The organism is Microbacterium sp. 70-16, assembly GCF_001898315.1.
Lineage (GTDB): Bacteria > Actinomycetota > Actinomycetes > Actinomycetales > Microbacteriaceae > Microbacterium.
Genome location: NZ_MKTQ01000004.1, coordinates 1 through 23,696 on the forward strand (window position 1 = coordinate 1; position 23,696 = coordinate 23,696).

General features: G+C 71.8%; 15 protein-coding genes. 14 read left to right on the top strand and 1 reads right to left on the bottom strand.

All coding sequences use genetic code 11. The annotated features are described in order from the left end of the window. The coding region (gene rpoC / locus BGO46_RS00215; protein WP_299984945.1) for a DNA-directed RNA polymerase subunit beta' at nt 1–2,762 on the top strand (2,762 nt) is incomplete at its 5' end. Between the two features lie 205 nt (nt 2,763–2,967). Further along, nucleotides 2,968–3,573 (top strand): hypothetical protein, encoded by a 606-nt coding sequence (locus tag BGO46_RS00220; RefSeq protein WP_292679269.1) that lies wholly within the window; start codon nt 2,968–2,970, stop codon nt 3,571–3,573. A 66-nt stretch (nt 3,574–3,639) separates the two neighbouring features. On the opposite strand, the gene BGO46_RS00225 is transcribed toward BGO46_RS00220, so the two are convergent. After that, a complete protein-coding gene (locus BGO46_RS00225) occupies nt 3,640–4,308 on the bottom strand; it encodes a hypothetical protein (RefSeq protein WP_292679266.1) in 669 nt (222 codons plus the stop codon). Nucleotides 4,309–4,505: 197 nt separating this feature from the next. Between BGO46_RS00225 and BGO46_RS00230 the strand changes: the two genes are divergently transcribed. From BGO46_RS00230 to BGO46_RS00285, 12 genes are all read left to right on the top strand, one after another. After that, nucleotides 4,506–5,498, top strand: a complete 993-nt coding sequence (locus BGO46_RS00230) for an ABC transporter (protein ID WP_292679263.1) — start codon at nt 4,506–4,508, stop codon at nt 5,496–5,498. Beyond that, complete coding sequence (locus BGO46_RS00235; RefSeq protein WP_292679260.1) at nt 5,498–5,965, top strand: DUF6121 family protein; 468 nt, start codon at nt 5,498–5,500, stop codon at nt 5,963–5,965. Before BGO46_RS00230 ends, BGO46_RS00235 begins: the two co-directional genes overlap by 1 nt. A 395-nt stretch (nt 5,966–6,360) precedes the next feature. After that, nucleotides 6,361–7,026 carry a spermidine/putrescine ABC transporter substrate-binding protein gene (locus BGO46_RS00240; protein ID WP_292679257.1) on the top strand — a complete coding sequence of 222 codons (666 nt, stop codon included), beginning with the start codon at nt 6,361–6,363 and terminating at the stop codon, nt 7,024–7,026. A gap of 125 nt (nt 7,027–7,151) precedes the next feature. Next, entirely contained in the window at nt 7,152–8,279 is a 1,128-nt protein-coding gene (locus tag BGO46_RS00245) for a serine/threonine-protein kinase (protein WP_292679253.1), read from the top strand. Beyond that, nucleotides 8,279–14,248, top strand: coding sequence for an Ig-like domain-containing protein (locus BGO46_RS00250; protein WP_292679249.1), 5,970 nt, complete (start codon nt 8,279–8,281; stop codon nt 14,246–14,248). The genes BGO46_RS00245 and BGO46_RS00250 overlap by 1 nt, the downstream gene beginning before the upstream one ends. Then, nucleotides 14,245–15,210, top strand: a complete 966-nt coding sequence (locus BGO46_RS00255; protein WP_292679247.1) for a MoxR family ATPase — start codon at nt 14,245–14,247, stop codon at nt 15,208–15,210. Before BGO46_RS00250 ends, BGO46_RS00255 begins: the two co-directional genes overlap by 4 nt. Next, on the top strand, nt 15,207–16,562 hold the full coding sequence (locus BGO46_RS00260; RefSeq protein ID WP_292679244.1) for a DUF58 domain-containing protein: 1,356 nt from the start codon (nt 15,207–15,209) through the stop codon (nt 16,560–16,562). Before BGO46_RS00255 ends, BGO46_RS00260 begins: the two co-directional genes overlap by 4 nt. 17 nt (nt 16,563–16,579) lie before the next feature. Further along, a complete protein-coding gene (locus BGO46_RS00265) occupies nt 16,580–19,108 on the top strand; it encodes a transglutaminase-like domain-containing protein (RefSeq protein ID WP_292679241.1) in 2,529 nt (842 codons plus the stop codon). Further along, nucleotides 19,105–21,402, top strand: coding sequence for a DUF5684 domain-containing protein (locus BGO46_RS00270; RefSeq protein ID WP_292679237.1), 2,298 nt, complete (start codon nt 19,105–19,107; stop codon nt 21,400–21,402). Before BGO46_RS00265 ends, BGO46_RS00270 begins: the two co-directional genes overlap by 4 nt. Nucleotides 21,403–21,841: 439 nt before the next feature. Beyond that, entirely contained in the window at nt 21,842–22,210 is a 369-nt protein-coding gene (gene rpsL, locus BGO46_RS00275) for a 30S ribosomal protein S12 (RefSeq protein ID WP_018171438.1), read from the top strand. A 5-nt stretch (nt 22,211–22,215) separates the two neighbouring features. Beyond that, nucleotides 22,216–22,686 carry a 30S ribosomal protein S7 gene (gene rpsG, locus BGO46_RS00280; protein ID WP_292897750.1) on the top strand — a complete coding sequence of 157 codons (471 nt, stop codon included), beginning with the start codon at nt 22,216–22,218 and terminating at the stop codon, nt 22,684–22,686. 125 nt (nt 22,687–22,811) lie between these two features. Beyond that, nucleotides 22,812–23,696, top strand: an 885-nt coding sequence (locus tag BGO46_RS00285) for a GTP-binding protein (protein WP_299984950.1), incomplete at its 3' end; no start/stop codon positions are given.

Below are 23,696 nucleotides of genomic sequence, written 5' to 3' on the forward strand. Positions count from 1 at the left end.
GCATGCTGCAGGAGGCCGTCGACGCGCTGTTCGACAACGGCCGCCGTGGTCGCCCCGTCACCGGTACCGGCAACCGTGCCCTGAAGTCGCTGTCCGACATGCTCAAGGGCAAGCAGGGCCGCTTCCGTCAGAACCTGCTCGGCAAGCGCGTCGACTACTCGGGCCGCTCGGTCATCATCGTCGGTCCGCAGCTGAAGCTGCACCAGTGTGGTCTGCCCAAGCAGATGGCGCTCGAGCTCTTCAAGCCGTTCGTGATCAAGCGCCTGATCGACCTCGGTCACTCGCAGAACATCAAGGCCGCCAAGCGCGCCGTCGAGCGCACGCGTCCCGAGGTCTGGGACGTGCTCGAGGAGATCATCCGCGAGCGCCCCGTGCTGCTGAACCGTGCACCCACGCTGCACCGCCTCGGCATCCAGGCCTTCGAGCCTCAGCTCGTCGAGGGCAAGGCCATCCAGCTGCACCCGCTCGTGTGTGCGGCGTTCAACGCCGACTTCGACGGTGACCAGATGGCCGTGCACCTGCCGCTGTCGGTCGAGGCTCAGGCCGAGGCCCGCGTGCTGATGCTCGCGTCGAACAACATCCTCAAGCCGTCTGACGGCCGCCCGGTCACCCTGCCCTCGCAGGACATGATCATCGGCCTGCACCACCTGACCACGGTCAAGGAGGGTGCTGCCGGTGAGGGTCGCGTGTTCGGTTCGGTCGGCGAGGCGATCCTGGCCAAGGACGAGGGCACCCTCGACCTGCAGGCCAAGGTCCGCATCCGCATCCCGGGTCTGTCGTTCCTCGAGGGCGAAGCGCCCGAGGGCTACGACCGTCACGGCCTCGTGGACGCGTCGCTCGGTCAGGCGATCTTCAACGACACGCTGCCCAAGGGCTACCCGTTCGTGCGCGAGCAGGCTGACAAGGGCAAGCTGTCGCAGATCGTCAACAAGCTCGCCGAGGAATACCCCAAGGTCGAGGTCGCCGCGTCGCTTGACCGCATCAAGGATGCCGGGTTCTACTGGGCCACGCGCTCGGGCGTCACGGTCGCACTGAGCGACATCCTGACCCCGCCGAACAAGGGCGAGATCATCGCCAAGTTCGAGCAGCAGGCGCAGAAGGTCCAGGGCCAGTTCGAGAAGGGTCTCGTGACCGACGCCGAGCGTCGTCAGGAGCAGATCAAGATCTGGACCGAGGCGACCGACGAGGTGCAGGCCGCGATGAAGGCCAACTTCCCCGCCGACAACACCATCAACCGCATGGTGAGCTCGGGCGCCCGTGGTAACTGGCTGCAGATCCGCAACATCGCGGGCATCCGAGGCCTGGTCAACAACACCAAGGGTGAGATCATGCCCCGCCCGATCATCTCCTCGTACCGCGAGGGGCTGTCGGTTGCGGAGTACTTCACCGCGACGCACGGTGCCCGTAAGGGTCTGGCCGACACGGCCCTCCGTACCGCCGACTCGGGTTACCTGACGCGACGCCTCGTCGACGTCTCGCAGGATGTCATCATCCGCGAGGACGACTGTGGCACGACGAAGGGCCTCGAGTTCACGATCGCCGCTCCGAATGCCACCGGCACGCTGGTGCGCGACGCGAACGTCGAGAACTCGGTGTTCGCCCGTACCCTGGCGGCCGACGTGGTCGCGCCGTCGGGCGAGGTCGTGGCATCCGCCGGTGACGACGTGGGTGACGTGCTCATCGACAAGCTCGTCGAGGCCGGCGTCGAGACCATCAAGGTCCGCTCGGTGCTCACGTGTGACTCGGCGGTCGGCGTCTGCGCGAAGTGCTACGGCCGTTCGCTCGCGACCGGCAAGCTCGTCGACATCGGTGAGGCCGTCGGCATCATCGCGGCCCAGTCGATCGGTGAGCCCGGCACGCAGCTGACGATGCGTACCTTCCACACAGGTGGTTCGGCTTCTGCCGACGACATCACCCAGGGTCTGCCGCGTGTGCAGGAGCTGTTCGAGGCCCGTACCCCCAAGGGTGCGTCCCCGATCGCCGAGGCTGACGGTCGCATCACGATCGATGAGACCGACAAGGCGAAGAAGGTCATCCTCACGCCCGACAACGGCGACGAGCCGCACGTCTACCCGGTGCTCAAGCGCGCCACGCTGCTGGTCGAGGACGGCCAGCACGTGACGGTCGGCCAGCCGATCCTGGTGGGCACGCTCGACCCCAAGGAGGTCATGCGTGTGCAGGGTGCCCGCGAGGTGCAGAAGTACCTCGTCGGCGGCGTGCAGGGCGTGTACCGCTCGCAGGGTGTGCCGATCCACGACAAGCACATCGAGGTCATCGTCCGTCAGATGCTGCGGAAGGTCACCGTGGTCGACCACGGCGACACGACGCTGCTGCCGGGTGAGCTGGTCGACTTCAAGCGCTACCAGCAGATCAACCGCGAGGCAGTCGCCGAGGGCAAGCGCCCCGCGTCGGGTCGTCCCGAGCTGATGGGTATCACGAAGGCGTCGCTCGCGACCGAGTCGTGGCTGTCGGCCGCGTCGTTCCAGGAGACCACCCGCGTTCTGACGCAGGCGGCCATGGAGGGCAAGAGCGACCCGCTCGTCGGCCTCAAGGAGAACGTCATCATCGGAAAGCTCATCCCCGCCGGAACCGGTCTTGCGAAGTACCGCAACGTCACGGTCGAGGCGACGGAAGAGGCCAAGAGCGAGCGGTACCCCAACCGCATCTTCGCCTCGGACGGCGCCTACAGCGACGCCGACCTGAGCTACGTCGACTTCGACAGCTTCTCGACGGACGACTTCACGCCCGGTACGTACAACTGAGTCGAGTCACCACTCGGTGACCGCTGTGAAGGCCCCCAGGACTTTGGTTCTGGGGGCCTTCGCCGTTTTCGGGGGGCGTGGGGTGGGGGTGTCGCGCACGGCGGGGTCGGGGTGTCGGCGCGCGTCGCCGGGTTTGTCGCGCGGTCGCGCGATCGTGCCGGGGTGTCCACCGGCCGCGGGGCGAGTCGGCGCTTAGCCTGGAGGCATGGCTCGGGTCGGTGGCAGGAATGCCGCATTCGCTTGGATCGTCGGCATCGGATGCGCGGCGACCCTCGGGGTGCTCGCCGTGCTCGCGCTGCCGATGCTGCCGGCATCCATCGCCTGGGTCGACACCGCGATGAACCCTCCCGCGGCGACGACCGACCCCGTCGCAGTCGGTGGCGACGAGGTCGTCTCCGGCCCGCCGGCCGACTGCGCCGGACTCTACGACGACGCCCTGTGGGCGACGATGCGCTTCACCGACGGCGCGATCATGACGCCGTCGAAGGATGCCCCGACCACGACTGCGACCGCGCTGCTGACCGCGCTGCAGCCGCAGGTCGCCTTCACGTGTTCGTGGCACGCCGACGAGGGCACCGTGACCACGACGCTCGCGACCGTGCCCACCGATGCCGGGTCGATCGCCGCGGCGGCGCTGCCCGGCGAGGGCTTCGACTGCTCGGCAGAGGGCGACCGCACGCGTTGCACGCGCACCGACGGCACGCTCACCGAGACGATCGAGGCGGGCGCCGGTCTGTGGCTGTCGACGACGGAGGATGCCTGGCATCCGGCGGAGTACGTCTCGCGCACGGGGGCGCGCGTCTGGGGTTGAGCGGTTCGCGCTCGCGCGTGGGCGCAGGTGCGTGCGCGTCGGCGCGCTACCGCGCTCGCGCTCGCGCTACGGCGTCGGGCTGGCGCTGGCCGACGGGGTGGGTGTGGCCGTCGGCAGCCCCGTCACCCACAGGGCGTCGATGATCGCGTTCGTGTATCCGGTCGGTGCGAGGTTCGAGAACTGCGTGTCGACGATGACGCCGTCACGGTAGAAGAGCGTGCGGCCTTCCTCCACCGGCAGAGTCGGGTGATCCCACGTCTTCTCGCAGCGGATGCCGCCGCGCGGCTCGTAGCACGTGTAGCCGTCGTTGCCGAGGGCATACAGCGCATCGCGCGCTTCGCGCTCGGGTGAGTAGCCGATCACCGTGACCAGCCACGTGCCGGCCGCGCCCGGATCGCCCCACACGCACACGCGCGAGCTGTCGGCTCGGATGCCCCCGCCCATGCCGTCCGCGTTGAGCGGGACGCCCTCGAGCTGCGCGAGCACGTCGGCGTCGAGGATGTCGCGACACCCCTGCGGCAGGTCGGCCGGCAGTGCCGTCGTCGATACCGACTCACCCATCGGGAACGGTGCGATCGTCACCGAGGGCGACGGTGAGGGGGCGGTCGTCGTCAGGGCATCCGCCGTCGTCGACGATTCCGGATCGGGCGTGCCGACGCAGCCGGCGAGCATCACGGTCGCGAGCATCAGCGCGGCGCCGAGGGCGGCGATGCGGGCGGGCGCGGTGCGGGTCATGCGTCCACGATAGGCACGCTCGCCGACAGTCTCGCCCTGACACGTCGCGATGCGGCGACTCGGTGGATGCCGGGTTCGAGCGCCGCTCGCGCGCCGTCCGCGCGCATGACAACACGTCGGCGGGCCTGCGCGGCTGGGCGAGGGGCGGGCGTTACGCTCACTGTGCGGCGGCACGCGCCCCGCGTGAGGAGCAACGCATGAGCGACACCCAGTACGGCGAGCCGGTCGAGGAGAACACCCCGGCAGACGAGGTCACGTCGGCCGACGCGGCTGTCGCCAGCGCCCACGAGGGCCTGGCCGAGGCCGAGGCGATGTCGCGCGAGGCCGAGGCGGCGTCGACGGATGCCGTGGCATCCGCAGCCCCTGCTGCACCCGAAGCTCCCGTGGCCTCCGACGCGACCGAGGTGGCTCCGGCTGCTGACGCGGCGGCCGCGGAACCCGCGGTCGAGACAGTCGTCGCCCCCGCAGCCCCCGCAGCCGGCAGTCTGTACGCCGACGACGAGGTGGACGAGGCCTACGTTCCCGGGGCATACTCCGACGCGCCCACCGAGGTCGTGGCCGAGACGGTCGCGCCGGCCGAGGTCGCGGCGGCTGCCGCGGCTCCCGCCGCGTTCCCGCAGCCGCAGCCCATCTTCGTGCAGGCTCCCGAGGCGCCGCGCCCGCGCGGCAACCGCGCCGCCGCCGGGGCGATCGGAGTGCTCGCCGCGCTCTCGTTCGGCATCCTGTACCTCGCCGCCGCGCTCGGGTTCCGCGCGATCGACGGCGACGTCACGACCGCGAACGTCGGAACCGAAGCCCTCGCGGCGCTCACCTCGTGGTGGTTCTGGGTGCCGGTCGTCGTGTTCTTCCTGGCGTTCTGGCTGCTCGGCGCGATCATCAACCGCGGCCGGTGGGGCCACTGGGTCGTGTTCGGTCTGCTCGTCGGCGCCGCCTCGTACGGCGGACACCTGCTCGGCCAGCTGTTCCAGGCGCCGTTCTGGCAGCTTACGGCGAGCCAGGGTGAAGAGCTCGTCGCCGGCCAGCTGCTCGCGCCGCTCGCGATCGTCGCGTTGGTCGTCGGCCGCGAGCTGACGATCTGGTTCGGCGCGTGGGTCGCGGCGCGCGGCAAGCGCGTAAGCGAGCTCAACCGTGAAGCGCAGCGCGAGTACGAGCGCACGCTCGAGGCTGGCCCGCGCATCCACCAGGGCTGATGTCCGAGCCGCAGCGGGGAGTCCGGCCGCCCGTCGCGGTCGCCTTCGCTGCGGTCGGCTTCTTCGCCCTGCTGATCGCCGGTTTCGGACTGCTCAGCCTGCTGACCGACGCCGAGGTGCTGCCCGTCGCGGGGCTCGGCCAGGTGCCGGGCGCCGTCGGAACGGGGGCATCCGTCGTCGTGTTCGCGGCGACCGCGTGGGTGGCGGTGCGCCGGCCGCAGCCGTCGTACGTGGGCGTGCTGCTGATCGTGGTGGCGACCTTCCTGGCGTATCTCGTGGGGGTGCTCGTCGGCGCGGTGCTGGTCGGGGCTGACGCGGCGCGCACGATCGCCGCCATCGGCGCGTTCGCGACGTCGTGGTTCGCCGTGGTCCTCGCCGTAGCAGCCCTCGTCGCGGGCTGGGCCGCCATCGCCCTCGTCCGCACGCGCGCCAGCCGCCCCCGCTGGCCCTGGGAGCACGACGACTGACCCGGCTCGGCCCCTGCCGGGCCGCCGACCGCAATAACTCAGGAGGTGTGGCCGCCTGGGGCCTGATTTCGGATGGTTTGGCCCGGAATTAGGGTGCTGTTCCTGAGTTATTGCGGTGCGGCACCGCCGCCGGAGGTGGGGCGGCATCGACGGGCCCGGTGGCGCGGCGGCGGGTGACCACCGGGTGCTCACGCCCTGCCGGGCCGCCGACCGCAATAACTCAGGAGTTGTGGCCGGTCGGGGCCCGACATCGGGTGTTTTGACCGGGAATCGAGGTGCGGTTCCTGAGTTATTGCGGTGGGGCGCCGCGCAGACGTCCGAGGTGGCCGAGCGGGGGCGCCGCGAGATCCCGCGAAATCCCGCGGGATCGCGCCACGAGGCGCGACAATGGACGGGTGGAGCGGTCGATAGAGACCCAGGTCAGCCAGGCGGTCGACGCCTGGCTGCGGTGGTTGCCGCGCTGGGAGCCGGCGACGCACCGCGGCCGGGTCGCGCCGTGCCGCCGCTGCATCGGCTCGCCCGTGCTCTCGGCCGCCGGCCTCGGCTCTGACGTGCCGCACGGCGTGCAGCACGGACTGTCGACCCGCGTGAAGACGATCATCGACCACGCCGTCGCCGACTACACCGAGCTCAACCTGCCGATGCTGCAGGCCGAGCTCGACCAGCAGGCCGAGCGCAATCGCGCGCGCAGCTACCGTCCTGCCGAGGGGCTCGACCCCGAGTTCGAGGGGCTGCCGCTCGACCCCGAGCCCACACCCGGGGCGCCGTTCCTGTTCACGATCGGCGGGCTCGCCGAAGAGGCGGATGCCGATGTTCCCGCGCTTCCTCCGCTCAGCGACGAGGCCAAGGCGGCCCTGCGGCAAGAGGTCGGCCTCGCCGACGACTACGCGAACCTGATCGGCCGCGAGGTGTGCGCCGTGCTGCTGCACCACCGCCTGCGCATCCAGGCCGCGATCGGCCAGTACGTCGAACCGCAGATCGCGGCGATGCTCGAAGAGCTGACACGCTCGCTGGATGCCCCGTTCGATCCGAACGCCGAACCGGGGATGCCCGAGCCGTAGCCCGGTTGTCGCAGGCGCGAGTTGTTAGCATTGCCGGGTCTGGCGACTGGGCCCAGACCAGTAGCAACAGCCCGGCGGACCAGTAGCAACAGCCGGGCGGAGACGCTCGACGAGATGGGGGTGCCATGACGCGCAGGCTTCCCTCTGCGCCGCCCCTGCTGCCGGGGCTCGATTACGTGCGCCCGCTCGGCTCGGGCGGCTTCGCCGATGTCTTCCTGTACCAGCAGGACATGCCCCGTCGTCAGGTCGCCGTCAAGGTGCTGCCGGCGGGTGAGCGCGACCCCGATCTGCTGCGCATGTTCAACGTCGAGGCCGACGTGCTGGCGCACCTGTCTGCGCACCCCGCGATCGTCACGGTGTACCAGGCCGGCATCTCGGCCGACGGCCGGCCCTACATCGTCATGGAGTACTGCCCCGGTTCGCTCGCGCAGCGCTACCGGATCGAGCGGATGCCCGTCGATGAGGTCATGGCGATCGCGGTGCGGCTGGCGGGCGCCGTCGAGTCGGCGCACCGCGCGGGACTCATCCACCGCGACATCAAGCCCAGCAACATCCTCATCACGACGTTCGGCTCGGCCGTGCTCGCCGACTTCGGCATCTCGTCGTCGCTGCTGCGGGCGTCGGATGCCGAAGTGCTCGCGATGTCGATTCCATGGAGCGCGCCCGAAGTCGTCGCCGAGCAGACCGGCGGCACGGTCGCGAGCGAGGTGTGGAGCCTCGGCGCGACGGTGTACTCGCTGCTCGCCGGCCACAGTCCGTTCGAGCGCCGCGAGAAGGGGCAGAACACCCGCGAGCTGATGCGCCGCCGCATCGCCCGGGCGACGTTCGTGCCGATCGCGCGCACCGACATCCCCGACACGCTGCAGCAGGTGCTCGCGACGGCCATGACCCGCGATCCCGATCGCCGCTATCGCTCCGCCCTGGCGTTCGGCGAGGCGGTGCGTGCGGTGCAGGTGCGTGAGGGTCTCGCGCCGACGCCGATCGAGGTCCCCGCGGCGGAGTGGGTCGCAGCATCCGGATCGGTCGACTTCGCCGACGACACCGTGCGCGGGCCTGCGCGCAGCCGCGTGCAGCCCGACGGCCGCCGCCGCACCGCGCCGGTCGATGCGACCGAGCGCCGCCGTGAAGAAGAGGACACGAGCCTGACCCCGCCGCCGGCGGGGCCGCGCCTGGTCTGGCCGTGGATCGTCGGGGGCATCGCCGTCGTCGTCGCGGTCGGGGTTGCCGTGGTGCTCTGGACGGGGCTGCTCTGATGCGCCGCGCGACCGTGGCGGGTCTGGTCGCGGCCGGCGCCGCGATTGCGCTGGTCGCAGGAATCAGCGTCGCGTGGCCCGGCCTGGACGCCCAGCGCACGCCGCCGCTGACCACGACGGCGTGGGTTCTGCAGGCTGACGGCCTGCGCTACGCGCGGGTCAACACCGCGATCGACGAGCTCGACACCGTGCGCACGGTGAGCAATCCGAGTCGCATCGTCTCGACGACCGACAGCTCGTACATGTTCACCGACAGCGACGCCAAGGTCGTCCGCATCGACGACGCCGTGCCGGTCGACCTCGATGCGGAGGGTCTGCGCACCGCGACGGCGGCGCCGTCGGGCACAGAAGAGGTCGCGACCGGCGGCGACTTCGTCGCGTATCGCACGGATGCCGGTGCCGTGTACGCCGGCACGCTGTCGTCGGGATCGGTGGCCCAGCTCGACCCGACCGGCGGCGCATCGGCCGGCGCCGCGACGAGCGAGGCCGACACGGCCGCCTCGGATGCCATCGCCGTCGATGAGCGCGGCGCGCTGTTCAGCTACTCGGCGGCGGCCGGCACCGTCACGCGGCTCGACATCGCCACGGGAACGGTCCGCCGCACCGACCCCGTCGCGGCGGACGGCACGTCGCTCACGCTGACCTCGGCCGGTGACGACTGGGTGCTGGTCGACACCGCGACCGGCAGCTATTGGACGGCCCGGCGGTCGGGGGCATCCGCCGACACATCCGGCACCGTGGCGGTCTCGCGCTCGGACCCCGACGGCGATGGCGTGTACCTCGCCGACGAGACGGGGCTCGTGCGCGTGCCCACCGCGGACGAGCCCGCCGAGCGCGTGTTCGGCGACCGGACGACCTCGCGGGGCACCGCCGCGCGACCCATCGTGCGCGACGGCACGGTGTACGCGGCGTGGTTGCCCGAGGGCGCCGGCCCCGGCACGCTGTGGACCTCGACGGGCGGCGACGTGCCGCTCGAGTACGGCGAGGCGACGCTGCCGACGCAGCGGCGCCCGGGCTTCACGGGTGCGGGCGACGGGCTCGTGCTCAACGACGCCCGCTCGGGCTGGGTGTGGACGGTGCCGGACGGCCGCCTCGTGCCGTCGAGCCAGAACTGGGATCTCGACGATCCGGTCGAGACGGCGCCGAACACGACCGACCAAGAGCCGCCCGCCGTCATCGATCCGCGGCCGCCGGTCGCCGTCGACGACGCCTTCGGCGTGCGTCCCGGGGCGCTCGTATCGCTACCCGTGCTGCTGAACGACCACGACCCCAACGAGGACGTGCTGGCGATCGACCCGGCGTCTGTACAGGGGCTCGACCCGGCATTCGGCACGCTCTCGATCACCGACGACCGGCAGCGTTTCGCGGTGCGGGTCGCCGCCGACGCGACGGGAGTCGCGACGTTCTCGTACGCCGTGTCAGACGGCACGACGCCCGACGGCCTGCTGTCGTCGCTCGCGACGGTGACGCTGACCGTCGTTGCCGACGACGAGAACTCGGCACCGGAATGGTGCGGGGTCGAGGGATGCCAGCAGGAGTGGCCGACGCCCGAGGTCGCGACCGGCGGCACCGTGAGCGTGCCCGTGCTGGGCGACTGGGTCGACCCCGAAGGCGACCCCGTGATCCTGTTCTCGGCGACCGAGGAGTCGGGCATCGGGCAGGTCGCCGCGACGCCCGAGGGCGAGGTCGTCTTCCAGCATGCCGACACGGGAGCGGGGGGCGACCAGGTCGCGACGATCGGGCTGACCGTGGGCGACGCGCGCGGCGCGACGGCGACGAAGAGTCTCTCGGTGCGCGTGCTCGCCGATGCGCAGCCGCAGGTGCAGTCGTTCTCGGTGGTCGACACGGCCGGGTCTCGCTCGACGATCGATGTGGCCCCGCACGTGACCGGGACGGCGGGCGATGTCACGCTGACGGCAGCGCGCGTGCTCGATGATGCGGCGGCGACCGCGACCGTCGTCGGCGGTTCGACGCAGTTCGACTTCTCGGCGAGCAGTCCGGGCGCCTACCGGGTGGCGGTCACGGTGTCGTCGGCGGGCAGCGAGGCCACCGGCACGGTGCGGGTGACGCTGCTGGCCGCCGACGCTCCCGCGCAGCTGGCGACGGCGCCGGTCGTCGCGTTCGTGCGCCCGCAGGCCGATGCGACGGTCGACGTATTCGCGGCGGTGTCGAACCCGACGGGCCGCGTACTGCTGCTGAGCGACGTCGTCGTGCGCGCCGAAGCGGGCTCGTCGCTGAAGGCGGATGCCGTCGGCCAGAGCCAATTGCGCGTGTCGGGCCTGACCGACTCAGGCGACGCGGGCCTGCTGGGCACCGTGTCGTATCGCGTGAGCGACGGGACGGCTGACGAAGGGGCATCCGTCGTGGGCGAGGCGACGGTCTACCTGCTGCCGCCGGCGACCGAAGCCGCCCCGATCACGGTCGACGACTCCGTCGTCGTGCGCGCGGGCGCGCAGATCGACATCCCCGTTCTCGCCAACGACGTCTCTGCCGCGGGCGCCCGGCCGCGCCTGGACCCCGAGTCGATCGAGTCGTCGACGCCGGATGCCCTCGCCTTCGCCTCCGGCGACGTGGTGCGCTATCTCGCGCCGACCGAGCCCGGGCAGTACACGATCAGCTACCGCGCCTTCTCGACGGGGGCGCCCGCGCTCGGCGATCTCGGAACGGTCCGCGTGCGCGTCGTCTCGGACGACACGAACCGCGACCCGCTACCCTCGCGGCTGTCGGGTCGTGTCGCGAGCGGACTGTCGGTCTCGATCCCGTTCGACGGGTTCGGCATGGACCCCGATGGCGACGTCGTGCGGCTCGACAGCATCGTCACCCAGCCCGAGCACGGGTCGGCGGCCATCTCTGCCGACGGCATGTCGATCGTGTACACGAGCACGGCGGGAGAGTCGGGGCAGGACTCGTTCCGGTATCGCGTGATCGACGCGTTCGGGGCGACGGGCGAGAGCACCGTCCGCATCGGGGTGCTGAGCGGTGAGGGCAGCCCGAGCCCCGTGACGTACACCGACTACGTGCACGTGCAGGCCGGTGAGGGCAACGTCATCCGCGTGCACCCGCTCGCCAACGACCTCGACCCGACCCAGGGCACGCTGACCCTCGTGCGCGTGCGCCCCGACGTGCCCGAGACGGCGCTGGACGGCACCACGACCGAGGAGTTCCAGCGGCTCGACGGGCTCATCGCGTCGGTCACCGACGACACCGTCACGATCTCGGCGGGCACCGAGTCGGGCACGATGGCCTTCCTCTACGACGTCGAGTCGTCATCGGGCAGCACGGCGCGCGGCCTCATCGTCGTGCGGGTCGTCGCGCAGCGCGTGCCCGACTTCCCCGTCGTCTCCGACACCGTCCTCACTCCGGCCGAGCGCGACAGCCTCTCGGTCGGCGTCAACGTGCTCGCCGGCAAGGTGCTGTGGTCGGGCGGCGAGGTCGGCGACCTCGTGCTGGGCCTGTGGGGTGACCCCGAAGGGGTGACCGTCGAAGGCGACCGGCTGCGGGCAGACCCCGGCGAAGACGCGCGGATCATCCCGTTCTCGGTCACCGGTGAGACCTCCTCGGGCACCGTCACGACGTACGCGTTCCTGCGGGTGCCCGCCGCTTCCGAGGGGGCGCTGGCGCTGCGCGCCGGCCTTGCGCCGCTCCTGGTGGGTGAGGGGTCGCAGGTGGATGCCGCGCTGGAGGCCCTCGTCGACGTGCCGCGCGGCCGCACACTCGACGTCGACGCGGCGCGGGTGCACGCGTCGGGGGCACGAGCTGCGGCGACGTGCACCGTGACCTCGGGGACGACGATCCGCTACACGGCGGGCGAGGGGGCGCCGTGGACGGATGCCTGTCTGGTGCCGGTGCGCCTGGTCGGTACGACGGCGTGGACCGTCCTCTCGGTGCCGGTGACGGTCACCCCGATCGATCCGCAGCCCTCGCTCAGTCCTGCCTCGCTCGAGGTGGCGCCCGGCGACACGCACGTGCTCGACCTGTCGACGCTCACGACGTGGCAGGGGCGCCCCGAGGCGATCCAGTACGCGGTCGCCGACACAGCGGCATCCTTCACGGTCACCCTCGACGGGGCGCTGCTGACCGTGCGCGGCGACGATGACGCGTCGCCGGGCACCGTCGAGAGCGTGCTCGTCGAGGTCACCAGTCACGCCGGCGTCGCGCCCGGCCGCATCACCCTGCGGGTCGGCGCGGCACCCGCCGTGCTGCCGCAGGGCGGCCAGGTGTCGCGGCAGTGCAGCCAGGCATCCGGCATCTCGTGCGCGATCGACGTGATCGGCGTCACCGGCGAGGTCAACCCGCTGCCGAGCACGCCCCTCGTGCTGGTCGCGGTCGCACCGACCAGCACGTGCACGGGGGTGACGTTCCAGGTCGCTTCGCCCACGCGCGTCGTCGCGACGTGGACCGACGACGCACCCGGCGCGACCTGCACGACGAGCTTCACGGTGCGTGACGCGCAGGGCAGACAGAGCACGGCGGCCCGCAACGGGGCGCTCACCCTCGACCTGCAGGGATACCCCGCAGCTCCCGCCTCGGTCGCGCAGTCGGCCTACGCCGACGGCAGCCTGACGCTGCGCGTCGATCCGGGCCCCGCGCAGACCTCGTACCCCGCCATCAGCGGCTTCGAGGTGCGCTCGGCAGGAGCCGTCGTCGCGACCTGCACGCCGCAGGGCGTGTGCCCCGCGATCTCGTCGCCGAACGGCGAGCAGCGCCAGTTCGAGGTCGTCTCGGTCAACGCGATCGGCGCGTCGCGCCAGACGGTGCGCACGACGGCGTGGGCGTACGACCCGCCGGCCGCGCCGGCGGGCGCGACGGCGAGCCCCGTGCCGGGTGATGCGAACGGGGGACTGGCCACGCTGCTGATCACGGGCGTGGATGCCGCCGACACCGGCGCGCTGCAGATCTCGAGCCCCGCGGGTGAGACGATCACGGTCGCCGTCGCGACCGGTCAGCAGGCGGTGACGGTGCCGTCATTCCGCGTCGGGTCGAACACGGCGACGGCGGTGGTCATCACGCCGCTGTCGCGCTTCGAGGTGCCGCCGGGGCTGGCCGGCGAATCGCCCGGCTCGATCACGGTATCGGCGCACGGCATCGGCGCCCCGACCGCGCCGACGCTCACCCTGACCGCCGTCAACGTCGGCGGCGGACGCGCCGATGTCACCGCGACCGGAGCGGCGGGCCCCGGCGGTGACGACGCGACGACGCGATACGGGATCGTCCAGGACGGCCAGGAGTGCGTCACGTCGATCGACGGCTCCTCGCGCGTCTTCCGCCGGCTCGCCGACGGCCGGGCCTACACCTTCACGCTGTGCGTCGAGTCCTGGTACGGCGGCACGCTGTTCGGGCGCGCGACGACGAGCGCCGAGGTGCGCGCCGTGCAGAGCGGTGCCGCGCCGACCGGCTACACGTTCGTCGTCGGCCCGACCGCCCACGTCAGCGACGGCCGCGCCACCTGGACGATCGACGAGACGCCGACCTCGCGCGAGACGGTCCCGAACGACAATGTCGCGGTGTTCACGGGTCTGCCCAGCACGGTGTTCGACAGCGACCCGGGCATCCGCGTGCGCTACGAGCACACCGCCGGCTGGTGGCAGTCCGAGTGGGGTGCCGTGACCCCGGCATCCGGCAGTGCGCCGTACCAGGTGCAGGCCACGTGGTTGCTCGGCGCCTGCGCCGGCGGCGCGCGGCTGGACACCTCAGCGAACTCGACCGGGGGCCTGGCCCGCATCAGGTTCGATGCGAGCGGCATCGTCTACTACGACGCCGCCGGCGCCGTCATCGCGCCGGGGTCTGACCCGTGGCTCGTGCCCGATGCCGCCGTCCGCGTCGAAGGCATCCGCGTCACCGTTGACTGGTCGGCGCAGCGCTGGCGCCTCGACGCCGCGTCGGCCACCCTCGCTGCGGCCATCTGCACGCCCGCTCCCACGCCCTCGCCCTCCCCGACGCCCACCCCGACTTCCGAGGACACTCCATGACGATCACCTCCGAACAGGCGACCTGGTTCGCGCAGACTTTCGCGGCGCTCGCCGACAACGTGGAGCGCGCGGTGCTCGGCAAGCGCCACGTCGTCGAACTCGTGCTGACGGCGATGCTGAGCGAGGGGCACGTGCTGCTGGAGGACGCCCCCGGGACGGGCAAGACCTCGCTCGCACGCGCTGTCGCGCAGTCGGTGCAGGGCACGACGACGCGCATCCAGTTCACGCCCGACCTGCTGCCCGGTGACATCACCGGCATCACGGTGTACGACCAGAAGACGGGCGCGTTCGAGTTCCACGCCGGGCCCGTGTTCGCCAACATCGTGCTCGCCGACGAGATCAACCGGGCCAGCCCCAAGACGCAGTCGGCGCTGCTCGAGGTCATGGAAGAGCGGCACGTCACGATCGACGGCGTCACGCGCCCCGTCGGAAAGCCCTTCCTCGTGCTCGCGACGCAGAACCCCGTCGAACAGGCCGGCACCTACCGCCTGCCCGAGGCGCAGCTCGACCGCTTCCTGCTGCGCACCTCGCTCGGCTACCCCGACCACGCCGCGACCGTGCGCATCCTCGACGGCGGGGCCACTGCGATCGCCGAGCTCACCGCGATCATCACGCCGGGCGCACTCGTGGGCATGACGGAGCTCGCCGACGACGTCTACGTCGACGCGCTCGTGCTTGACTACATCGCGCGACTCGTGGATGCCACCCGCTCCGCGGACGAGGTGCGTCTGGGCGTCAGCATCCGTGGCGCCCTCGCACTGACGCGTGCCGCACGCACGACCGCCGCGTCGCAGGGCCGCACGTATGCGACCCCCGACGACGTCAAGCGGCTCGCGGTGGCCGTGCTCGCGCACCGTCTGATCCTGCACCCCGAGGCCGAGTTCGACGGCGTCACCCCCGAGGCCGTGATCGGCCAGGTGCTGCTGGATGTCGCCCCGCCCACCCGCCGGGAGACTTCGTGAGTTTCGGTGACTCCCGGCTGACGCGCACCGCGGCGCACACCCTCACGGGTGACCGCACCGAGGTCACGTCGGCGCGCGGCCGCGCGCTCGTCGGTGCGGCGCTGCGCGCCTCGCGGGCGTGGCGGGCGACCCGCGCGGCCCTGATCACGGCGTTCCGGTGGTGTCGCCGCACAGTGCGCCCCGCGGGACTGCTCGCGTTCGTGACGGCGACTGTGGGGCTCGGCGCGGGGCTGCTGTTCGGCTGGGTCGAGCTGATGGTCGCGGGGGTCGCGGCGCTCGTGCTGCTGACGCTGAGCGTCCCGTTCCTGTTCCAGGCGCGCAGCTACGAGGTCGGTCTCACGCTCGCCCACGAGCGGATCGTCGCGGGGCACGGCGTGCGTGCGAGTGTCGTCGTGCGCAACACGGGGCGCCGCGTGGCGCTGCCCGGGCGCATCGACGTGCCGGTCGGTGCGGGCCTGGTCGAATACGGCGTGCCGCTGCTGCGTGCGGGGGCCGCGTCAGAGCAGATCCTCGAGCTGCCGCCGCAGCCGCGTGGGATCGTGCGGATCGGCCCCGCCACGACGGTGCGCTCCGACCCCATCGGACTGCTGCGCCGCGAGCACGCCTTCGACGCGGCGCACGACCTGTTCGTGCATCCACAGACGGTGCCCGTGCCCTCCTCCAGTGCGGGGTTGATCCGCGATCTGGACGGCAGCCCGACCCGACGCCTCGTCGACGCCGACATCTCCTTCCACGCGATCCGCGAATACGCGCCGGGCGATGCGCGGCGGCAGGTGCACTGGAAGTCGACGGCGAAGACCGGCCGCCTCATGGTGCGGCAGTACGAAGAGTCGCGCCGGTCGCGCATGGCGGTCGTCCTCGGCCTCGCCGAGCCCGAGTACGGGTCGGATGCCGAGTTCGAACTCGCCGTCTCGGCCGCGGCATCCCTGTCTGTGCGTGCCGTGCACGACGCGCGCGATCTCGACATCGTCGTCGGTGCCGAGATCCCGCGCGTCGTGCGCGGTCGGTTGCGGGCGATCCGGCACATTCCGACGGCGAGCCCCCGGGTGGTCCTCGACGGGTTCAGCGGCGTCGACCGGCTCGCGAACACGATGGCCTTCGCCGACGTGTGTCGCCTGGCATCCGAGGCCAACGAGCACCTGTCGATCGCCGTGATGATCGCGGGGTCGCACGTCGGCATCGCGAAGCTGCGCTCTGCCGCGCTCGCCTTCCCCGCCGACTCGGCCATCGTCGCGATCGTCTGCGACGAGCGCGCGCACCCGCGCACGCAGGTGCTCGGCGACCTCACGATCGTCACGGTCGGCACGCTCGACGACCTGTCCGGACTGCTGCTGCGGGGGGCGGCCTCATGAGTGGGTCGGCGCGCGCAGTGGGTGCGGACTGGCGTGCGCGCGCAGCGGGTGCGGGTGGGCGGGTGCGCGCGGGTGCGGGCGAGCGCACGCGGCGCATCGTCGCGGGTTCGCTGTACGTCGCGCTCACGGTGGCGCTCGCCACCGTCGCGGCATGGCCCATCTATCGCTTGGGGTCGTTCCTGATCCTCGTGACGGCCTCGGCCCTGCTCGGCGCGGGCATCGCGACGCTCGTGACGTGGCGCCGCCTCGGCGGGTGGGCTGTCGTCGGACTCCTTGCCGCGGTCATGCTCGTCGCGGGGGTGCCGCTCGCGGTGCCGTCGCGGATGGGCGGCGCCACGTCGTTCGTGCGCGGCGTCGGCGAACTCGGCGCGGGCCTCGTCGTCGGCTGGAAGGACCTGCTCACCGTCGATCTGCCGGTGGGCTCGTACCGCAACCTGCTCGTGCCGGCGCTCGTGGTGTTCCTCGTCGGGACGACCCTCGCGCTGCTGTTCGCGTGGCGCCGCGACGGCTGGTCAGCGGCCGCGGTGCCCGTCGCCGTCGCGATGACGGGGTTCGGCCTGCTGTTCGGTCGCACCGAGGTCAGCGCGCCCCTGTCGCTGGGCCCGCTGCAGCTGCCCGCCCCGGTCGAGACCACCGTTGGCATCGGAACGCTCGGCGCCGGCGTGCTGTGGCTCTCGTGGCGCAGTCGCGACGCGCGCGTGCGCGCGCTGCGCACCGCGGCGGCATCCAGCGGTGTGCGGCTGCGTCGGCTGCGCACCGCCGACCTCCGCCGCGCGGGACTCGGCGTCGGCATGGTCGCTGTCGCGGCCGTGTTCGCGCTCGCCGTCCCGGCGGCGGCATCGTCGGCTTCGCGCACGGTGCTGCGCGAAGCGACGGGCCCGCGGGTCGAGATCTCGCAGGCCGTGAGCCCGCTCGTCGCGTACCGCTCGCTGTTCAGCGACGCGCGTTTGGAGCAGGTGCTCTTCAGCGCCACGGGGCAGCAGCTGCCCGAGCGCATCCGCCTCGCCGTGCTCGACGACTACGACGGCGCCGTGTTCCGCACCGCCGCCGACGGCGACGAGTTCGTGCGCGTGGCATCCGCCCGCACGCCGGCCGCGGGCACGCCGATCGACGTCGACATCTCGATCGGGGCGCTGCAGGGCATCTGGATGCCCACGGCGGGGACCCTCGCCTCGGCGAGCTTCACGGGGTCACGCGCGGCGGCGCTCGCCGACGGCTTCTACATCGACGACGAGCTGTCGGCCGCCGTGCAGATCGCCGGGTGGCACGACGGCGACGGGTACCGGCTCGAGGCGTCCGATGTCGCCGGCGACTCGCTGCTCGCCGAGGCCGAGGCGCCCGGCGGCGATCTGGGATCGGAAACTGCGACGCCCGCGAGCGTGCGCACCTGGATGCAGGAGCACGTCTCCGGTACGGGTGGTGCTGCCCTCGAGGGCCTCGTGTCGCTGCTGCGTGAGCGCGGATATCTCAGTCATGCGCTGACCGAAACGGACTCCGCGTGGATGCAGGCCGCCGGCGTCGACACGTTCGTCCCGAGCACCGCCGGGCACTCGCTCGCCCGCATCGACCAGCTGTTCACGGCGCTACTCGAGCGCGAGCAGGACCCGCGCGCCGAGGCATCCGACAACTTCGTCGCCGCGATCGGCGATGACGAGCAGTTCGCCGTCGCGGTGTCGCTGATGGCGCGTGAGCTGGGCTTCCCCTCGCGCGTCGTCGTCGGCGCCCGCTTGAGCTCGAGCGACCCGTCGCTGCCCGTGTGCACGGACGGCGCGTGCCGCTCGGCAGACATCGCCGCGTGGGTCGAGGTGCGCGCGGCGTCGGGGCAGTGGATCGCCGTCGACGTCACGCCGCAGCATACGCAGTCGCCGAGCCACGAGGTCACCGCGCAGCCCGACCCGACGATCGGCACCGAGGTGCGCCCCGACATCGTCGAAGAGGTCGATCCGCCCAAGCCCGGCCAAGAGGATGCCGCCGCGAGCGCCGACCGCCCTGATGAGCTCGACCTCTCGGTGCTGTGGGCCGTGCTGAAGATCACCGGCGTCGCGCTCGGCGGGGCGCTGCTGGTCGTCGGACCCTTCCTGCTGATCGTCGCCGCGAAGGCGCTGCGGCGCCGCGGACGGCGCGGCGCCGAGGCGCCCGCCGACCGGATCGCCGGCGGGTGGGAGGAGTATCTCGACGCGGCCGTCGACGCGCGCCGGCGCCCGCCGGTGTCTGCGACGCGCGTCGAGATCGCCGACGCGCTCGACCGGCCTGCGGCGGAAGAGCTTGCGCGGGGCGCCGACGAGGCGGTCTTCTCGGCGGGCACGACGACTGACGACGAGGCATCCGCGTTCTGGCGCATCGTCGACGCCGAGAGAGCCGGTTTCGCCACCGGCCCGTGGCAACGCCTGCGCGCGGCCGTATCGTTGAGATCGTTCTTCCCCGGGGGCCTGCTGCGCAGGACTCCGTCGCACGCCGAGAGGTCGCACACCGCGAGGTCGCATGCTGAGCGGTCGCACACTGAGAGGGGGAGCCGCGCAGGCACCGACGCGCGGCGCACCACATGAACACACCCGTCGACGATTCCCTCGTCGCCCTGATCGGGCTGCTGTCGTTCGTCCTGGCGGTCGCCGCGTATGTCTGGGCGGCGCTCGCCCTCAGCGCGATGTTCCGCAAGATGGGCGAGGCCAGCTGGAAGGGCTGGGTGCCGCTGCTGAACATCGGCACCGTCCTGAAGTGGGGCGGGTTCAGCCCCTGGCTCGTGCTGCTGGTGCTCATCCCGGTCGTCGGTGCGATCGCCGTGTTCGTGCTGCTCGTGATCTCGGCGCACAACATCAACCCCGGGTTCGGGTACGGCGGCGGCATGACGGTGCTCGCGGCGCTGCTGTTCGTCGTGTGGGCGAGCATCCTCGGATTCGGCCCCGCCCGCTGGCTCGGCGCGCGCGTCGCGTCGCGCACGTTTGGGCGGACCGGGTCTGGCGGGCGCGCGGGTTCGCGGTCGGGTGCTGGTTCTGGGTCCGGTTCGGGTGCTGGGGCTGGTTCGGGCGATGGGTCGCCGGAGCCGGTCGCGCAGTTGCGTGAGTCGGCGATGTGGGAGCTTGGAGCGGCACCCGCGGCTGATGCCGGGCCGCAGGCGGGTGCGGGGGCTGGTGTTGGCGTTGGTGATGGGCTTCCGGGCGCGGGCGTTGGCTTTGACGCCGGTGCCGGTGCTGGGCTTTCGGGTGCGGGCGTTGGCGCTAGTACCGGGCTCTCGGGTGCGGGCGCTGGTACCGGGCTTCCGAGCGCGGGCGTCGGTGCGGGCTCGGCGGCGGATGACGCCGCCGGCGCCGCTGCGGTTGCCGCGCCGATTCGGTCGGCGGCCGAGGCAGGGTTCGCGCCACCGGCGACAGGGGAGGCGTACTGGACTCCGCCCGAGACGGCACCCCGACCTGCCACCGCGGCAGTCGATGCTGCGGCTGGCGTTGTGGCCGGGGCTGGGGCTACGGGCGGTGCTGGTGCCGGGGTTGCGGCGGGCGGTGCGGCTGGCACGGGTGCTGCGGCTGGCTCTGCGGCGCCGGGTGGCGCGGCTGGGCCAGCGGTCGATGCTGTGACGCCGAGCGAGCGCGAGAGCGGCACACCGGCGGACGCCGACGCGGCGCAGGCATCCGTGTTCCCTGCTCCGACTCCGGCGCCGGCGCTGCGCTCGACGAGGCCCGCGCCGATCGATCCCGATGCGGATCGCACGTCGGATGCCGCCTGGCCGTCCGAGGTCGATGACGTCTCGGCCGTGCACCCGTCGCCGTACCCGCCGAGCTCGGCGGCCGGGCGCCCGTACGTCGGGCCGACCGTGAGCGACGAGGGGCCGATCGACTTCGTGCCGGGCCGCCGCTCTGGTGCTGGTCCGGCTACGCCCGCGGTTTCGGTCACGCGTGTGCCGGCGGCGCCGGCGGAAGCCGCATCACGTGGGGGAGCGGCCGTCGCCCCCGCGGAACCTGCCGAAGCGGCCGCGGGGGCGGCTGCGGTGGGTACGGCTGGTGCCGCGGCTGCCGCGACATCGCGCACGGCGGCGCCCCTGGCATCCGCCGCGGCAGGGTTGCCCGCGGTCGTCGAGGAGTCCACCCAGCCCGAGCGCGCCACGTCCGGCGTGCCCGTGTCGGCGCGGAACCTGCCGGCGCCTCAGTCCACCGCGCAGCAGCCCACCGCGCCGCAGCCCACGACGGCACAACTTCCTGTTGCGGCCGCGTCGGCCGGGGCATCCGATGCTGATTCGGCTGTGTCACCCGCGCCCGCGCAACCGCTGCGCGCGCGGCGGACGTACGACGCGGAAGATCCGGACGCGTTCCCCGAGATGTCCGGCGAGGTGTCGGCTGTCATCGGCGCGCCGATCGCGGGAGCACCGCGCGCCGCGGCTGCGGCCGTGTCGGCCCAGCATCGCCGGGCCGACGAGGGAGAGCGCCCGCTCGCGGCAGCCCCCGCGGCGCGGCCCGCGGTCGACGCCGCGGACGACGACCTCATGGACGTGACGATCATCGCGCGCCGCTCGATCCGCGCGGCGTGGGAGCTGGTCCCGGCATCCGGATCGCCGATTCCGCTGACGGCGGCCGTCGTGATCCTGGGGCGGCGCCCGTCGGCCGATCCCGCGTTCCCGGTGGCGCAGCTCGTGCCGGTGAAGGACGATGCGCGCACCGTGTCGAAGACGCACGCGCGCCTCGAGCAGCGCGGTGAGGCGTGGGTCGTGACCGACCTCGGCTCGACCAACGGCGTGCTCGTGCGCACCCTCATGGGTGACGAGGTCGAGGTCGAGCCCGGCGGCCAGCTCGATGCCGGCGAGCGCTTCTTCCTCGGCGACGAGGAGTTCCACCTCCGCCGCATCGAGCACTGACCCGCGCGCGGCGCCGGCTCTCGCCCCCGCCGCGCCGCAACAACTCAGCGGCGCCGCGCCGCAACAACTCAGGAGTCGAGCCCCGAGAACCCGTCGATCCCCGGGAAATCGGCCCTCCGAGCCCCACCGTTCCTGAGTTATTGCGGCCGCACCCGCGGCACGCGCCCCCACGCAACCCGCGACACACCCCCGCGTTTGCCCGCCCTCGTCATACGGCGTAGTATTGAGCGGGTGTGCGCGCACGCGCGCTTGTGCTGTGCCCGGGTGGATGCCGGGGTGCCGAGCAGGCGGGTGGATCGCACACGACGGGAACGGTCTGCGAACAGGCCACCCCCACGGCATATCCACCAAACCAAAAGCCCGGCGCTTTCGCGCTGTGCCGGTGGATCTGTGGTGAAAACACCATCGCTGTCACCGTGCAGCACAACAAGGAGAGAACGTGCCAACCATTCAGCAGTTGGTTCGCAAGGGTCGCTCGCCGAAGGTCTCGAAGACCAAGGCGCCCGCCCTGAAGGCGAACCCGCAGCAGGCGGGTGTCTGCACCCGCGTCTACACGACCACGCCCAAGAAGCCGAACTCGGCCATGCGCAAGGTCGCCCGTGTCAAGCTCCGCAACGGCACCGAGGTCACCGCCTACATCCCCGGCGAGGGCCACAACCTGCAGGAGCACTCGCTCGTGCTCGTCCGCGGCGGCCGTGTCAAGGACCTGCCCGGTGTCCGTTACAAGATCGTCCGCGGCGCCCTGGACACCCAGGCTGTCAAGAACCGTAAGCAGGCTCGCAGCCGCTACGGCGCAAAGAAGGGTTGAGTTAGATGCCTCGTAAGGGACCCGCACCCCGCCGCGTCGTCGTCAACGACCCGGTCTACGGTGCTCCGATCGTCACCCAGCTGGTGAACAAGATCCTCGTCGACGGCAAGAAGTCCATCGCCGAGTCGATCGTCTACAACGCCCTCAAGGGTGTTGAGGCCAAGAACGGGCAGGATGCCGTCGCAACGCTGAAGAAGGCGCTCGACAACGTCCGCCCGACCCTCGAGGTCAAGAGCCGCCGCGTCGGTGGCTCGACCTACCAGGTGCCCGTCGAGGTCAAGCCGCACCGTGCGAACACGCTCGCGCTGCGCTGGCTCGTCAGCTACGCGAAGGGTCGTCGTGAGAAGACGATGACCGAGCGTCTGCAGAACGAGATCCTGGATGCCTCGAACGGCCTGGGTGCCGCGGTCAAGCGCCGTGAAGACACCCACAAGATGGCCGAGTCGAACCGCGCCTTCGCTCACTACCGCTGGTGATTTCGATACGCGGCTGCGCCGCTACTCAATCACCGGAGTAACAGCGCGGCCGCGTATCACCGCCGACAACCTGATCTCGATACGCCCGCTGCGCGGGCGACTCGATCACCGAGAGGAAACACCCCGTGGCACAAGAAGTGCTCACCGACCTCAACAAGGTCCGCAACATCGGCATCATGGCGCACATCGATGCCGGCAAGACGACGACGACCGAGCGCATCCTGTTCTACACGGGCGTCAACCACAAGCTCGGTGAGACGCACGACGGTGCCTCGACGACCGACTGGATGGAGCAGGAGAAGGAGCGCGGCATCACGATCACGTCTGCCGCCGTGACCTGCTTCTGGAACAAGAACCAGATCAACATCATCGACACCCCCGGTCACGTCGACTTCACGGTCGAGGTGGAGCGCTCGCTCCGCGTGCTCGACGGTGCTGTCGCCGTCTTCGACGGCAAGGAGGGCGTCGAGCCCCAGTCCGAGACGGTGTGGCGTCAGGCTGACAAGTACGACGTGCCCCGCATCTGCTTCGTCAACAAGATGGACAAGCTGGGCGCCGACTTCTACTTCACGGTCGACACGATCGTGAACCGTCTGGGTGCCAAGCCGCTCGTCCTGCAGCTGCCGATCGGTGCCGAGAACGACTTCGTCGGCGTCATCGACCTCGTCGAGATGCGCGCCCTGGTGTGGCCCGGCGATGCCAAGGGTGATGTCACCATGGGTGCCAAGTACGAGGTGCAGGAGATCCCCGCCGACCTCGCAGACCGTGCAGCGGAGTACCGCCAGAAGCTGCTCGAGACGGTCGCCGAGAGCGATGAGGCGCTCCTGGAGAAGTACTTCGGTGGCGAGGAGCTCAGCGTCGCCGAGATCAAGGGCGCGATCCGCAAGCTCACCGTTGGTGGCGAGCTGTACCCCGTGCTGTGTGGCTCGGCGTTCAAGAACCGCGGCGTGCAGCCGATGCTCGACGCGGTCGTGGACTACCTGCCCTCGCCCCTGGACGTGCCCGCCATC

Bases quoted from the DNA above. Each gene is read 5' to 3' on its own strand.
- BGO46_RS00220 (WP_292679269.1), top strand. From the start codon at position 2,968: ATGGCTCGGGTCGGTGGCAGGAATGCCGCATTCGCTTGGATCGTCGGC.
- BGO46_RS00225 (WP_292679266.1), bottom strand. From the start codon at position 4,308: ATGACCCGCACCGCGCCCGCCCGCATCGCCGCCCTCGGCGCCGCGCTG.
- BGO46_RS00230 (WP_292679263.1), top strand. From the start codon at position 4,506: ATGAGCGACACCCAGTACGGCGAGCCGGTCGAGGAGAACACCCCGGCA.
- BGO46_RS00235 (WP_292679260.1), top strand. From the start codon at position 5,498: ATGTCCGAGCCGCAGCGGGGAGTCCGGCCGCCCGTCGCGGTCGCCTTC.
- BGO46_RS00245 (WP_292679253.1), top strand. From the start codon at position 7,152: ATGACGCGCAGGCTTCCCTCTGCGCCGCCCCTGCTGCCGGGGCTCGAT.
- BGO46_RS00250 (WP_292679249.1), top strand. From the start codon at position 8,279: ATGCGCCGCGCGACCGTGGCGGGTCTGGTCGCGGCCGGCGCCGCGATT.
- BGO46_RS00255 (WP_292679247.1), top strand. From the start codon at position 14,245: ATGACGATCACCTCCGAACAGGCGACCTGGTTCGCGCAGACTTTCGCG.
- BGO46_RS00270 (WP_292679237.1), top strand. From the start codon at position 19,105: ATGAACACACCCGTCGACGATTCCCTCGTCGCCCTGATCGGGCTGCTG.
- rpsG (WP_292897750.1), top strand. From the start codon at position 22,216: ATGCCTCGTAAGGGACCCGCACCCCGCCGCGTCGTCGTCAACGACCCG.